The sequence below is a fragment of the Pseudomonas sp. UM16 genome (genome assembly GCF_050312595.1).
GTDB lineage: Bacteria > Pseudomonadota > Gammaproteobacteria > Pseudomonadales > Pseudomonadaceae > Aquipseudomonas.
Genome location: NZ_JBNPJT010000016.1, coordinates 59581 through 73553, shown reverse-complemented (window position 1 = coordinate 73553; position 13973 = coordinate 59581). Strand labels below are relative to the sequence as shown.

10 protein-coding genes are annotated in these 13973 nt (G+C 59.5%); 7 read left to right on the top strand and 3 right to left on the bottom strand.

Annotation, left to right across the window (positions count from 1 at the left end; translation table 11 throughout):
- Positions 1 to 324: 324 nt before the first annotated feature.
- Together argF and ACQRAX_RS19300 are read left to right on the top strand one after the other, a co-directional pair.
- Positions 325 to 1245: an ornithine carbamoyltransferase gene (argF, locus tag ACQRAX_RS19305; RefSeq protein ID WP_412041123.1), complete on the top strand. Its 921-nt coding sequence runs from the start codon at positions 325 to 327 to the stop codon at positions 1243 to 1245.
- Positions 1242 to 2351: an ABC transporter ATP-binding protein gene (locus ACQRAX_RS19300; RefSeq protein ID WP_412041124.1), complete on the top strand. Its 1110-nt coding sequence runs from the start codon at positions 1242 to 1244 to the stop codon at positions 2349 to 2351. The genes argF and ACQRAX_RS19300 overlap by 4 nt, the downstream gene beginning before the upstream one ends.
- Positions 2352 to 2463: 112 nt before the next feature.
- Here the strand turns inward: ACQRAX_RS19300 and ybaK are convergent, their stop codons facing one another.
- Positions 2464 to 2934 carry a Cys-tRNA(Pro) deacylase gene (gene ybaK / locus ACQRAX_RS19295; protein ID WP_412041125.1) on the bottom strand — a complete coding sequence of 157 codons (471 nt, stop codon included), beginning with the start codon at positions 2932 to 2934 and terminating at the stop codon, positions 2464 to 2466.
- Positions 2935 to 3217: 283 nt separating this feature from the next.
- Between ybaK and ACQRAX_RS19290 the strand changes: the two genes are divergently transcribed.
- The 4 genes from ACQRAX_RS19290 to glpD all read left to right on the top strand — a co-directional run bounded on the left by ACQRAX_RS19290 (position 3218) and on the right by glpD (position 8238).
- Positions 3218 to 4069, top strand: coding sequence for an MIP/aquaporin family protein (locus ACQRAX_RS19290; RefSeq protein ID WP_412041126.1), 852 nt, complete (start codon positions 3218 to 3220; stop codon positions 4067 to 4069).
- A 67-nt stretch (positions 4070 to 4136) separates the two neighbouring features.
- The gene (gene glpK / locus ACQRAX_RS19285; protein ID WP_412041127.1) at positions 4137 to 5636 is read left to right on the top strand and encodes a glycerol kinase GlpK; all 1500 of its coding nucleotides are present in this window, start codon (positions 4137 to 4139) and stop codon (positions 5634 to 5636) included.
- A 124-nt stretch (positions 5637 to 5760) separates the two neighbouring features.
- Positions 5761 to 6516, top strand: coding sequence for a DeoR/GlpR family transcriptional regulator (locus tag ACQRAX_RS19280; RefSeq protein ID WP_107024606.1), 756 nt, complete (start codon positions 5761 to 5763; stop codon positions 6514 to 6516).
- A gap of 183 nt (positions 6517 to 6699) precedes the next feature.
- Positions 6700 to 8238: a glycerol-3-phosphate dehydrogenase gene (gene glpD / locus ACQRAX_RS19275; RefSeq protein WP_412041128.1), complete on the top strand. Its 1539-nt coding sequence runs from the start codon at positions 6700 to 6702 to the stop codon at positions 8236 to 8238.
- A gap of 64 nt (positions 8239 to 8302) precedes the next feature.
- On the opposite strand, the gene ACQRAX_RS19270 is transcribed toward glpD, so the two are convergent.
- Positions 8303 to 9088, bottom strand: coding sequence for an NEL-type E3 ubiquitin ligase domain-containing protein (locus ACQRAX_RS19270; protein WP_412041165.1), 786 nt, complete (start codon positions 9086 to 9088; stop codon positions 8303 to 8305).
- Positions 8974 to 12636 (bottom strand): dermonecrotic toxin domain-containing protein, encoded by a 3663-nt coding sequence (locus tag ACQRAX_RS19265; RefSeq protein WP_412041129.1) that lies wholly within the window; start codon positions 12634 to 12636, stop codon positions 8974 to 8976. The genes ACQRAX_RS19270 and ACQRAX_RS19265 overlap by 115 nt, the downstream gene beginning before the upstream one ends.
- 353 nt (positions 12637 to 12989) lie before the next feature.
- On the opposite strand from ACQRAX_RS19265, the gene ACQRAX_RS19260 reads away from it, so the two are divergent.
- A complete protein-coding gene (locus tag ACQRAX_RS19260) occupies positions 12990 to 13922 on the top strand; it encodes a glutamate/aspartate ABC transporter substrate-binding protein (protein ID WP_412041130.1) in 933 nt (310 codons plus the stop codon).
- Positions 13923 to 13973: the final 51 nt, after the last annotated feature.

The window sequence follows — 13973 nt, the reverse complement described above, 5'->3', positions numbered from 1 at the left end:
CTTGAGCGGGCCTGGCGACCAGTGACTTTCGCCGTGTGAATCTAGCGGCATCAGGCGCAGCGATTCATCCGGGAGTTTGCCAAGGCGCCAGCGGGCAGTGTAAAACCCTTGTGTAGCACACAAAAAAAACCGCCACCCAATGGGTTACGACATTGCCTGCAATACAGACAGTGAACAGCCCACTTGGTATGACGCGACATTTAATTATAGTATTGCGTCTTCCCTTATTTCGTCGCCCCGTGCGGCTTTCGCCGCAGGTCAGCTCCGTTGTTTCTGAAAACCGGTATCGTTGATCTGCGGTCTGTTGCAAAAAGGTAGTCAAACATGAGCGCTAGGCACTTTCTCTCCCTGATGGATTTCACACCCGACGAACTGCTCAGTGTGATCCGTCGAGGCATCGAGCTGAAGGACCTGCGTAACCGCGGCGTACTGTTCGAACCCCTGAAGAACCGCGTACTGGGGATGATCTTCGAGAAATCCTCGACGCGTACCCGACTGTCGTTCGAAGCCGGTATGATCCAGCTCGGTGGCCAGGCGATCTTCCTGTCCCCGCGCGATACCCAACTGGGCCGTGGCGAGCCGATTGGCGACTGCGCCATCGTCATGTCGCGCATGCTCGATGCGGTGATGATCCGTACCTTCGCCCACAGTACCCTGACCGAGTTCGCTGCTAATTCCCGGGTTCCGGTGATCAATGGCCTGTCGGACGATCTGCACCCGTGCCAGTTGCTCGCTGACATGCAGACGTTCCTTGAGCATCGCGGCGCGATCCAAGGCAAGACCGTCGCCTGGATTGGTGACGGCAACAACATGTGCAATAGCTATATAGAAGCGGCGATCCAGTTCGACTTCCAACTGCGCATCGCCTGCCCGGCCGAATTCGAACCCCACGCGCAGTTCCTGGCCCAGGCCGGTGACCGTGTGCAGATCTTCCGCGACCCCAAGGATGCCGTGCACGGCGCACATCTGGTGAGCACCGATGTCTGGACTTCCATGGGCCAAGAAGAGGAAACTGCACGGCGTCTGGCATTGTTCGCGCCTTACCAGGTAACCCGCGAACTGCTCGACCTGGCAGCACCCGATGCCCTGTTCATGCACTGTCTGCCCGCCCACCGTGGCGAGGAAATCAGCCTGGACCTGCTCGACGACCCTCGTTCGGTCGCATGGGACCAGGCTGAAAACCGACTGCATGCGCAGAAGGCGCTTCTCGAATATCTTGTTGAACCGGCCTATCACCACGCATGAGTCAACCTTTACTGCTTAACCTGCGCAACCTCGCCTGCGGCTATGGCGAGCAGCGCATCGTCCAGAACCTCAACCTGCACCTCAACGCTGGCGACATCGGTTGCCTGCTGGGCTCGTCGGGGTGCGGCAAGACCACCACCCTGCGCGCCATCGCCGGCTTTGAGCCGGTGCATGAGGGTGAGATCCAGCTGGCCGGCGAGGCCATCTCCAAAGCCGGCTTTACCCTGGCACCGGAGAAGCGCAGGATCGGCATGGTGTTCCAGGATTACGCACTGTTCCCGCACCTGACCGTTGCCGAAAACATTGCTTTCGGGATCGGCAAGCACCCACAGCAGCAACAGGTCGTGGCAGAAATGCTCGAACTGGTCAAACTCGGCGGGCTGGGCAAACGCTACCCGCACGAGCTCTCCGGTGGCCAGCAGCAGCGTGTGGCCCTGGCCCGCGCGCTGGCGCCCGAGCCGCAGCTGCTACTGCTCGACGAACCCTTCTCCAACCTCGACGTAGAGCTGCGCCGACGCCTCAGCCATGAGGTTCGTGACATTCTCAAAAGCCGTGGTACCAGTGCCATTCTGGTCACCCACGACCAGGAAGAAGCCTTTGCCGTCAGCGATCACGTCGGCGTATTCAAGGAAGGCCGCCTGGAACAATGGGATACCCCGTACAACCTCTATCACGAACCCCTGACGCCGTTCGTGGCCAGCTTCATTGGCCAGGGCTACTTCATCCGTGGCCAGTTGACCAGCCCGGAGTCGGTACAGACCGAACTGGGTGAGCTGCGTGGTAACCGTGCCTACTCCTTCACCCCAGGTAGCGCAGTCGATGTGTTGTTGCGTCCGGACGACATCATTCATGCGCCGCACAGCGCCTTGAAGGCACTGATCACCGGCAAGAGCTTCCTCGGCGCGTCGACGCTCTATCGCCTGCAACTGCCTACCGGCAGCCAGCTCGAAGCCATTTTCGCCAGTCATATCGACCATCAACTCGGTGCCGAAGTCGGCATCGAAGTGGCTGCCGATCATTTGGTGCTGTTTGCCGTACCGGGCAGCGTTGCAGCGCAACTGCCGGTGCCGGAGAACGGTGTTCGGCGGTATAGCTCAGCGGTCTGAATGCGCTAGCTGGAGGAGTCAGTCTTGCTGGCGATGCCATCAACACGGCGTCAGCTGTTGCGCGGTGTCTGCATCACCGGCAAAACCTGCTCCCACAAAAAGCCTGGCCATGTTAGTCGCGGCCGATTGCCGCGAATTTGGCCTGAGTGTGTTCAGCTAGCACCGCTGACGCCAACTCAACTTCCAAGCCGCGACGCCCGGCGCTAACGTAAATTGTTTCAAATTCTTGGGCCGACTGATCAATAAATGTACGCAGACGCTTCTTCTGCCCCAGTGGACTGATACCGCCCAACAGGTATCCGGTGGAGCGTTGCGCCGCTGCCTTGTCAGCCATTTCGCACTTCTTGACCCCCGCCGCGTGGGCCAAGCCCTTCAGATCGAGACTACCGACCACCGGCACCACTGCCACCAGCAACTCGCCCTTTTCACTGCTGGCCAATAAGGTCTTGAACACTCGCACCGGCTCAAGACCGAGCTTTTCAGCCGCTTCAAGCCCGTAAGACGCAGCTTTGGGATCATGTTCGTAACTATGAATGTGATGTTCGGCGCGAACCTTTTTCAGCAGATCCAGGGCGGGGGTCATGCAGCACTCCAAACAAAAGGTGAATAGCTGTTCGCCGGCTACTTTAGGTCAAAACCTGCGCCGCAACCAATGCCCATCCGTGGCGCCAATAGTCAGATTGTGAATGGTGGTTCACTTTCGACCTTTGACATAAGCGTTTCTTGTCTATATTTTTTCGAATCTGAATATAGCGATGCCCTGAAAAGGTGCATTTTTGCCGCCTGCCTGACCGAAATGGGGATTTCTGTCGGGTTTTTGTCGAGCGCTCACTGCGCCTCACAACAACAAAAACCGGGGTTAACGAATGACGACAGCTCTGCGACAACCAACCTTATCCAGCCAATGCATGGCCGAATTTCTCGGCACCGCGTTGCTGATTTTTTTCGGCACTGGCTGCGTGGCGGCGCTCAAAGTCGCAGGGGCCAGCTTCGGCCTGTGGGAAATCAGCATCATCTGGGGCGTCGGCGTGAGCATGGCGATATACCTGACTGCCGGCGTATCCGGCGCTCACCTGAACCCTGCGGTGAGTATCGCCTTGTGCCTGTTCGCCGGTTTTCAGAAGAGCAAACTGCCGTTCTACATCGTCGCGCAGATCGCCGGCGCCTTTTGTGGTGCTGCGCTGGTCTACACGCTGTACAGCAACCTGTTCTTCGATTTCGAACAAACCCATGAAATGATTCGCGGCAGCCAGGCCAGCCTGGAGCTGGCTTCGGTGTTCTCCACCTACCCACATCCGGCACTGTCCACTGGCCAGGCATTCCTGGTCGAAGTGATCATCACTGCAATCCTGATGGCGGTGATCATGGCCCTGGGCGACAACAACAACGGCCTGCCCCGTGGCGCCATGGCGCCGTTGCTGATTGGCCTGCTGATCGCCGTCATTGGTAGCGCCATGGGCCCGTTGACCGGCTTTGCGATGAACCCGGCCCGTGATTTTGGCCCTAAGCTGATGACATTCTTTGCCGGCTGGGGCGATATCGCCTTCACGGGCGGTCGTGACATTCCCTATTTCCTGATTCCAATATTTGCGCCGATCATAGGAGCGAGCCTTGGGGCCGCCCTGTACCGCAGCGTGATCGCCCGCAACCTGCCGGTTGCCGAGAGCGAGAGCGCGCAGACTGACGCCAACCCTCAGGGCAAGACCCAGGCATCCTGATGCCTGCTGTGGCGAGCCACGCTCGCTGCGCCCTGACCTCTACCCTATTTAGTGCAAGGCCAACCACATGACAGACAGCCAGAACAAGAACTACATCATTGCCCTGGACCAGGGCACGACCAGTTCTCGGGCCATCATTTTCGACCGCGATGCCAACGTGGTAGGCACCTCGCAGCGCGAATTCGCTCAGCACTACCCGCAAGCCGGTTGGGTTGAACACGACCCGATGGAAATTTTCGCCACCCAGAGCGCGACCATGGTCGAAGCGCTGGCCCAGGCAGGCCTGAGCCATGACCAGGTAGCGGCCATCGGCATCACCAACCAGCGTGAAACCACGGTGGTCTGGGACAAGGAGACCGGGCGCCCGGTGTACAACGCCATCGTCTGGCAGTGCCGACGCAGCACTGAGATCTGCGAACAGCTCAAGCGTGACGGCCTGCAGGACTACATTCGAGAAACCACGGGGCTAGTCACAGACCCGTACTTCTCCGGCACCAAGCTCAAGTGGATCCTCGACAACGTCGAAGGCGCCCGTGAGCGAGCCGAGCGCGGCGAGCTGCTGTTCGGCACTGTCGACAGCTGGCTGATCTGGAAATTCTCCGGCGGCAAGGTACACGTCACCGACTACACCAACGCCTCGCGGACCATGCTCTTCAACATCCACACACTGCAGTGGGATGAGAAGATGCTCCAGGTGCTGAACATCCCACGGCAGATGCTGCCCGAGGTGCGTAGTTCTTCTGAAGTCTACGGCCACAGCAAAAGCGGCATCGCCATTGCCGGTATCGCTGGCGACCAGCAAGCGGCCCTGTTCGGGCAGATGTGCGTGGAACCGGGCCAGGCCAAGAACACCTACGGCACCGGTTGCTTCCTGCTGATGAACACCGGTGACAAAGCGGTGAAGTCTTCCCACGGCCTGCTCACCACCATCGCCTGCGGCCCACGCGGTGAAGTGGCCTACGCCCTGGAAGGTGCGGTGTTCAACGGTGGCTCCACCGTGCAATGGCTGCGCGACGAACTGAAAATCGTCAATGACGCCCATGACACCGAATACTTCGCCAGCAAGGTCAAAGACAGCAATGGCGTCTACCTGGTGCCAGCCTTTACCGGCTTGGGTGCACCGTACTGGGATCCCTATGCGCGGGGCGCGTTGTTCGGCCTGACCCGCGGGGTCAAGGTCGATCACATCATTCGTGCCGCCTTGGAATCGATTGCCTACCAGACCCGTGACGTCCTCGACGCCATGCAACAAGACTGCGGTCAGCGCCTGAGCGAGCTGCGGGTGGACGGTGGCGCAGTGGCCAACAACTTCCTCATGCAGTTCCAGGCCGACATTCTCGGTACCTGTGTCGAGCGCCCACAAATGCGCGAGACCACAGCCCTTGGCGCGGCTTACCTGGCCGGCCTGGCGTGCGGTTTCTGGAGCAGCCTGGATGAACTGCGCGGCAAGGCGATCATCGAGCGTGAGTTCAGCCCACAACTGGATGAAACCGCCAAAGAGAAGCTGTATGCCGGCTGGCTGAAAGCGGTCGACCGTACCCGCGATTGGGAACCGCACGAGGAGTAGGCGGTAGCCGCAAGCGATAGGCTGCAAGCTGCAAGGGCGCGGGGCGAATGATCTTGTGGCTTGCAGCTTGGGGCTTGAGCTGCTTTCATGGCGCAATTTGCCCGGCAGCCCAAAAGGACCGCCCATGAACCTGCCTCCCCGCCAACAACAAATCCTCGAACTGGTCCGTGAACGCGGCTACGTCAGTATCGAAGAAATGGCGCAGATTTTCGTTGTCACCCCGCAAACCATCCGCCGTGATATCAACCAATTGGCGGAGGTCAATCTGCTGCGCCGCTATCACGGTGGCGCCGCCTATGACTCCAGTATCGAGAACACCGCCTACGCCATGCGCGCCGATCAGATGCGCGACGAAAAGCAGCGGATTGCCGAGGCCATCGCCGCACAGATTCCTGACCATGCCTCGCTGTTCATCAACATCGGCACCACCACCGAATCCATCGCCCGCGCCCTGCTCAATCACAACCACCTGAAGATCATCACCAATAACTTGCATGTGGCCTCGATCCTCAGCGCCAAGGATGACTTCGAGGTGCTGTTGGCCGGGGGTAATGTGCGCCGTGACGGTGGCGTGGTGGGCCAGGCCAGCGTCGACTTCATCAATCAGTTCAAAGTCGACTTCGCCCTGGTCGGTATCAGCGGCATCGACGAAGACGGCAGCCTGCTGGACTTTGATTATCAAGAAGTCCGGGTTTCCCAGGCAATCATCGCCAATGCCCGTCAGGTGATCCTTGCTGCCGACTCCAGCAAGTTCGGGCGCAATGCCATGGTGCGCCTGGGATCGATCAGTCTGATTGACTGCCTGGTCACCGACCAGGCGCCGGTACCCGCGCTCACTCAACTGCTCAACCAGTACAAGATTCGCCTGGAAGTGGTCTGAGCCTGCAACAGCTGCCACCGCAACGGTGGCAGCGTAAATGTTCGTTATTTTTCATTTAATTGTCATCCGATCAGTATTTTCTATGAAAAGCGACTGGCAGCCCGCATTCTGTTGCGCTAGTATTTTCGAAAATGAACATCAATGTTCAAATTCGATGCTAGAAAGTCTTTGAGGAAGCCACCCGTGCCGCAATCCAGCTTGTCATCGCCCGCCCTTGCCGACATCTATGACCTCGCCATTATCGGCGGCGGCATCAACGGCGTGGGCATCGCCGCCGACGCGGCTGGACGTGGCCTGTCGGTGTTTCTTTGCGAAAAAGACGACCTGGCCAGCCACACCTCCTCGGCCAGCAGCAAGTTGATCCACGGCGGCCTGCGTTACCTGGAACACTACGAGTTTCGCTTGGTGCGCGAAGCCCTGGCCGAGCGTGAAGTGCTGCTGGCCAAAGCCCCGCATATCGTCAAACCGATGCGCTTCGTGCTGCCGCACCGCCCGCACCTGCGCCCAGCCTGGATGATTCGTGCCGGTCTGTTCCTTTACGATCACCTGGGCAAACGCAAAAAGCTCGGCGCTTCACGCAGCCTGCGCTTCGGCCCGGGCAATCCGCTCAAAGCAGGCATCACCCGCGGCTTCGAGTACGCTGACTGCGCCGTGGATGACGCCCGCCTGGTGGTACTCAACGCAATGGCCGCTCGCGAAAACGGTGCAGACATTCGCACTCGTACCCGCTGCCTCAGCGCCTGCCGTATCGACGGCGTGTGGCAGGTACAACTGGAACATGCCGATGGCAGCCAGCAGTCGATTCGTGCTCGCGCCCTGGTCAATGCGGCCGGCCCATGGGTGGCCAAATTCATTGAGGATGACCTTAAGCTGGATGCGCCTTACGGCATTCGCCTGATCCAGGGTAGCCACCTGATCGTGCCGAAGCTGTATGACGGCGAGCATGCCTACATCCTGCAGAACGAAGACCAGCGCATCGTCTTCGCCATTCCATACCTGGAACGCTTCACCCTGATCGGCACCACTGACCGCGAATACACTGGTGACCCGGCCAAGGTCACGATCACTGAAAGCGAGACCGACTATTTGCTCAACGTGGTCAACCAACACTTCAATCACCAGCTCAGCCGTGCCGATATCCTGCACACCTACGCCGGTGTACGCCCGCTGTGCAACGACGAGTCGGATAATCCCTCGGCGGTGACCCGCGACTACACCCTGGCGCTCTCTGCCAGTACGGGTGAAGCACCGCTACTGTCGGTATTCGGTGGCAAATTGACCACTTACCGCAAGCTGGCCGAGTCGGCGATGAGTCAGCTCGCGCCCTTCTTCACCCAGATGCGCGGCAGCTGGACGGCCAATGCAGCGCTGCCGGGTGGCGAAGACATGACAACCCCATTCGCCTTGGCGGATGCGATTCTGGCGCGCTGTGGCTGGCTACCAGCGGAGATTGCCAAGCGGTGGGCACTGACCTACGGCAGCCGTGTCTGGCGCTTGCTCGAAGGCGTTCAGGGCCCTGCGGACCTGGGCGAAGCCATTGGCGGTGGCCTGTTCACCCGTGAAGTGGATTACCTGTGCAGCGAGGAATGGGCGACTAACGCCGACGATATCCTCTGGCGCCGCACCAAGCTCGGCTTGTTCACCAGCCAGGCAGAACAGCAAGTGCTGCGTGACTACCTGCAACAGGTCGAAGTGAATCGTGCCCGGGTTCGCGCCGCCTGAGTGATGGCCAGCGGACGGTCAGGTGGGTGCTCGCATTCACCTGACCCTCCAGTTGCACTTCGGCTCAAGTACGACTGCGCTCATCGGCTTCCCTGGTTAGGGTGAGCAGTAACTCTCGCTCGGCATTCGCCAGTTCCCTCATCAATGCATTGCTTCGCTCCAGATAGACCCGCTCGCCTGAGCTTTCGACCTCCTCCAAGTAGTGCGCCAAACGCTCATGAAAAGGCGTAACAAGCGCTTCGAAGCGTTGCGCGTGACGTTCGCGCATATACGTTTCCCAGAACGGGCGCTGCGCCAGTGAAGCGATCAAGACCTCCGGGGTCTCGGCACGCAAGACTGCCGCCTCGGCCCTTCGCACATCGCTGGTCGTTATTGGCGCATGGTCCTCGTAGTACATCTCCCCAGGCTGAGCGGGCAACTCAAGCGCTGACGCAAGCCTTGTCCGATAGGCAAGACGCAGCTCTATCTCATCCACTTCCGGTCTCGCCCCCTCGCGCAAGCGGAGCGTATGCTGGGCGGCAATTCGGTCGACTTCATCCAGACGAAACAATGAGCGCCCCAACCGGAGCAAACGCGCCTCCACCCGATTCATCGGGCCTGCGAACATAGCGATCTCGGCCAGGACACTGATTTCCAGCTGACTGAAGATCATCAGCAAACGATCTTCACAGGTTCGCGGCCCACCTGCTTCGCGAAACAGGCGCAAGCGCAGGGCTTCATGCTGCTCACAGGCGCTTAGCATCGTCCACACACGCCTGCGATAACCCTGCGGGTGACCTTCGAATTCCTCAAGGCGAGAAAAATCCGCGAGAAAGCGCAACAGATCCGCCGACCCAGGCTCTTGCTGCAGCCTATCCCAAAGCGCTCGACGCTGTTCGCGCAGCGCGCCTTGCTCATCGCCAAGCCAGAGATCGCGAACCGCAGCATCGACCGCATGATGGTGGACAGAGCTCCCCCTCTGGCAACTGGATCGGATATGCTGGCCGCTTGGTCCAGCAGCATTTCGCTCGGCGCATCCAATGGGTTGTCATGCAGGCTCATGCGTTGAACGCGTTGTCGCAAAACTTGCAGCTCATCCCGTAGCTGGCGAATGCGGTTGTCCCGAAGGTCGATGTAAGCGCGCCAGGGCAGTTCCCGGCCAGAGGACGACAGATTTTCAATGCCCACCGCACGCAGCAGCAACCGTCGCAAACTCCTGTTGCCCTCCAGCGCCGGTACCCGCCCAAGTGGGTTGTGGCTCAGATCGAGTGTTTGCAGCCGCGTCAGCGCACCGAGACGCCGATCACCTTGCGCATCCATGGCGATCTGATTGTGAGCGAGATGCAATTGCCTGAGCTGAGTCAGCTGTTCGATGCCGGCAGGAATGGCAGTGAGTTGATTGTTACTTAAATCCAGTTCGATCAGCCGATTGAAGCGCGGCAGAAAATCTTCCGCAAGACTGCTCAGGTCCATGTCGCGCAATACCAGACGGCGCACATGACTGAATGTCACCCCCGCTGGTAGTAATGGCAGGCTACCCACGCGCTCACCCTCGATGGTCAGCATGTACTCATCGTCGAGGCCGACGAGCTTACGGCGCCAGCAGCGACGCAATCCTGTGGCAACCCTCCTGCGCCTGAGCGCATCGAGGGGATTGCGCCACTCACTCTGCCAGGCATACAAGGCTTGGCGCAGGCGAGCCAGTTGCTCTTGAAGCTCATGGTAGTGGCCCCACAAGCTTTCTCCTCTGCCTAACACGTCCAGCAGGTAAGCCGTTAACTGGTCGTCGCTAAGCGTGGGGTAGATCTGCTGGATGCCCCGTCTGGTCGCTTGCCGACTGCTCTGCCCACGGCCACTGAGTGGATAACCCAGACGCCCGTCGGCAAACCGCAGAGGCGGCCGCACGCCAATACCGATGGGGACCATGCCGACCAACTCAGCCACCTGCTCACGGTTGCTGCTGACGCGAGCCACCAGGCAGTCCCTCAACCCCAGCTCGGTCAACTGCGCACCACCGAGCAGTACTTTCTGTCCTTGCTCCATGCTCAGCAATAAGGCCGTGAGCAGGTTGTCCGTGGGTGCCGCCTGCCCAACACGGTCTCCGTCCATGGCCAGATAGCCCCGCCGCCCCTTGATAATGCGCCGTACGTGTACAGACTGCGCAGCCCCGCGCGAAGCCAGCAGCGGCCCATCCGGCGCCCTTTCGCGCAACTCGAACCGTATGGCCTCTGGCCATGGCGCAAGGCGATCGATCAACCCTAGCACCAACCGTTCGCAATCAGCGTTGACGGCTTGCGCCAGGTACAGCCCCGCGCACGCCCTGTCCACCCGGCTATCGCGCAGAAACCAGCGTGCCCGCTCCGCGAGCGCCAGCGGCACCCGACTGCTGGCAAGCATGCCGTCAACCAGCGCACCACTTGCCTGCTCAACAATCTCCCGCGCACCACGCACCGACAAGCCAGGGAAATCCCGTATCAAAAGGCCTTGCGCTGCGTCTGGCATCGCCTGCCGCTGCCTCAGCTGCTCCTCGAATGCCTCACCTCGCAACGCCGGGTAGCGCATATTCACTTCAAAACGTTCCAGGGCATCGAGCAACCGTGCAGGTGCGCCAGCGTTCTCCAGATGCAGTTGTCGCAGTTGGGCCTGATCAAAACCTGTGATTTCGAGCAAGGCCTGGGCCATCGCATCTGACACCTCGGCCAAGCGACTGCCCAGACGCTGCACCAGATACCCAGCGCCCCGCCAATATTGTGGTTGCTCCAGTTCGTGCTGCCAGCCACCACTGCCATTGTGCTCCAACGCAGGCGCATAATCGGCACGGTGTGGATGGCGAATCCGCCAGCGGCCCGTAGCAGGGTCTTGCAACACTTGAAAAGTCCCCTCATGCAGGCGCAAGCGCCAGTGATCGGCGTAACGAACCCGGCTGCCCAAGGGTGCTTCCCGATCCGTCACCTGATAAGCCAGTAGTTCGTCACTGCACAGTTTGAGCCGACCCGCATCGGTACGCAGCGGCACCAGGCCATCGACAAAAGGCACACGCTGGGTAAGGTGCAGAGCCTGCTCGCTTAGCTTGCCAACCACCACCCCTACCGCCAAGCTCTGCGCAACCCCAAACAAGTGATCCAAGGCCGCCTGGCGGTCTCCCAGTTGCCAGTCCTGGTAACCTTCATACACCTCATCGGCAAGCTGAACCGCCGCCACGGTCAACATGACTTCGCCCAGAACCGGCACAAACAGCCCGATCAAGTTCAACAAGTCCAGCCCGGCACGTTGATACCCCTCTAGTCGCTCACGTCTTGAGGACTTGTCCTCATCGTCGGTGGGCACCGCCAGAACCCTGGCATCGTCCAATTGTTTGTCGATGTGCAAGGTACGCAGATGGACGAAAAGTGATGTAGGGAGAGCAAAGTTTCGGCCATCAAGCTCCAGCGGCTCACCTGCAGTGGCTGAACGCATCAGGTTGGCGAGCTTATCGGTGAAGGCTGAGCGATCCCGCTGACTGATAAACCTTGAGAAGAAGGTCCGGTAGGAGGCGTTGCGCAAACGGCTGGCGAGCGCTTGATACACGGCTTCCCAAGAGCCATAGCAGGCCACCGGCAGCTGGGGATCATCCGGAATCCAGACAATGACCGACTCCAGCGCAGTATCTTTCGCCAGCCGCATTTCCATTGCCACCACACCATGAATGCGTTTGCCCAGCAGAAACAGCTGACGAGGTGTCAGCCCTCCGGGAATCGGCGGCACAATGGGTGCTGGCGAAAACACCGCAAGCATAAGCAGGTAGCTGCGCTCGTCGAGCTCGCCTTTGAGCTTGGCGATGCGCACCGCGACCTCCAACCGCGAGCGCTGACTTTCCTCAAACAAACCCTCGATGGCTTGCCTGGCAGACATGTCCTGCGGCTGCAGACACGCCTGCAGCACAGTTTGATAGCGCCCGCCAAGGTCCAGACGTCTGCACAACCGGGCAAAGGCCCCAAAGCTGAGCGCCAGCGGCTGGCCGTCAGCATCCAGCAGTTGCGCACGACGTAATGGCGACGGCTGGGTTTCCTCCTCGCTGTAGTTATGCAATGCCGCAGCCAGCAAGCTTTGCCTCGAGGTGAAGGTGTACCGGGGCGGCGGCAGGTGTGGCGCCGCCGTGGGCAAGGTCACTTCTTGCTCGGTATGCACCTGGGCTCCGCGCACATTAGCATCGGCGAGCCCTTCCTGAGTCAATGCACTTACAAGAAAAGGAGCGGCGTATGCATCCAGTGCAGGGATAGCATCCAGCAACTCGCGCATCTGCTGAGCGTTGGCCTGCTGCCTCCTCATCGCACGCTGTAATGCCCACAGATGATCGACCTGGGCCGCCGTCAACCAGCCAGGTAACTGCTGAGCGATTAGTGCATCGATCGAGTCGAAGGGGATAGGAATTGTTGACATGAAATGCTCTCCAGGCAGAAAAAGCCAGAAGACCACCTCTACTTCGTGCCGTGGAGTTACCCCATTACCACCCACCCTGACCCGACCTGACGCCTGCTCGACCTGTCTATCATTCGGATTTCCGAACAACAAGAACACACAAATTCGGGATGCCGGACACCGAAATTCAACAATCAATCGTCAAAAAACTTTAATCCCCAGTATTTCCGGGGCGTTATGATCGGAATCAGGGCTTGGCACGAGTCATGCTCTACACTCAGTACCCGAATGCGCAAACCGCTTCATTGCAGTGTTCGCTGAACGAAAGAGCCCGCCAACGGCTCCATAAAAAAAACAACGTCGAGGAAATTTTGATGCGTATTGTTCCCCACCTGTTGGGCGCAGCCATCACGGCCGCTTTGATCAGCATGCCAGTCACCGCCGCAGAGCTGACCGGTACCCTGAAAAAGATCAACGACTCGGGCACCATTACCCTGGGGCACCGCGACGCCTCTATCCCGTTCTCCTACATCGCCGACGCTTCGGGCAAACCCGTCGGTTACTCCCACGACATCCAGCTGGCAATCGTCGAGGCCCTGAAAAAGGACCTGAACAAGCCAGACCTGAAGGTCAAATACAACCTCGTCACCTCGCAGACCCGCATCCCGCTGGTGCAGAACGGTACCGTTGACGTCGAGTGTGGTTCGACCACCAACAACGTCGAGCGTCAGCAGCAAGTGGCTTTCTCGGTCGGCATCTTTGAAGTCGGCACCCGCCTGCTGACCAAAGCCGAGGATGGCAAGCCTGAGAACGCCAAGTACAAGGACTTCCCGGACCTGGCTGGCAAGAACGTGGTGACCACCGCTGGCACCACCTCCGAGCGCATCCTCAAGTCGATGAACGCCGACAAGCAGATGAAAATGAACGTCATCTCGGCCAAAGACCATGGCGAGTCGTTCCAGATGCTCGAATCCGGCCGCGCTGTTGCCTTCATGATGGACGACGCACTGCTCGCCGGTGAAATGGCCAAGGCCAAAAACCCGAAAGGCTGGGCCATCGTCGGCACCCCACAGTCCTACGAAATCTACGGCTGCATGGTCCGCAAAGATGACGCACCGTTCAAGGCCGCGGTCGATAAGGCCATCGTCGGCCTCTACAAGTCGGGCGAGATCAACAAGATCTACGACAAGTGGTTCAACCAGCCTGTCCCACCAAAAGGCCTGAACCTGCAATTCCCGATGAGCGACGAGCTCAAGGCGCTGATCGCCAATCCTACCGACAAAGCTGCAGACGAAAAGAAGTCCTGATCCCCAGCTAGTTAGTGTCTAACCTTTCATCCGAGGGTGCCTTGCGCCCTC

What these genes read in the sequence shown, in the direction of transcription:
- argF (WP_412041123.1), top strand. Translation starts at nt 325, where the DNA reads ATGAGCGCTAGGCACTTTCTCTCCCTGATGGATTTCACACCCGACGAA.
- ACQRAX_RS19300 (WP_412041124.1), top strand. Translation starts at nt 1,242, where the DNA reads ATGAGTCAACCTTTACTGCTTAACCTGCGCAACCTCGCCTGCGGCTAT.
- ybaK (WP_412041125.1), bottom strand. Translation starts at nt 2,934, where the DNA reads ATGACCCCCGCCCTGGATCTGCTGAAAAAGGTTCGCGCCGAACATCAC.
- ACQRAX_RS19290 (WP_412041126.1), top strand. Translation starts at nt 3,218, where the DNA reads ATGACGACAGCTCTGCGACAACCAACCTTATCCAGCCAATGCATGGCC.
- glpK (WP_412041127.1), top strand. Translation starts at nt 4,137, where the DNA reads ATGACAGACAGCCAGAACAAGAACTACATCATTGCCCTGGACCAGGGC.
- ACQRAX_RS19280 (WP_107024606.1), top strand. Translation starts at nt 5,761, where the DNA reads ATGAACCTGCCTCCCCGCCAACAACAAATCCTCGAACTGGTCCGTGAA.
- ACQRAX_RS19265 (WP_412041129.1), bottom strand. Translation starts at nt 12,636, where the DNA reads ATGTCAACAATTCCTATCCCCTTCGACTCGATCGATGCACTAATCGCT.
- ACQRAX_RS19260 (WP_412041130.1), top strand. Translation starts at nt 12,990, where the DNA reads ATGCGTATTGTTCCCCACCTGTTGGGCGCAGCCATCACGGCCGCTTTG.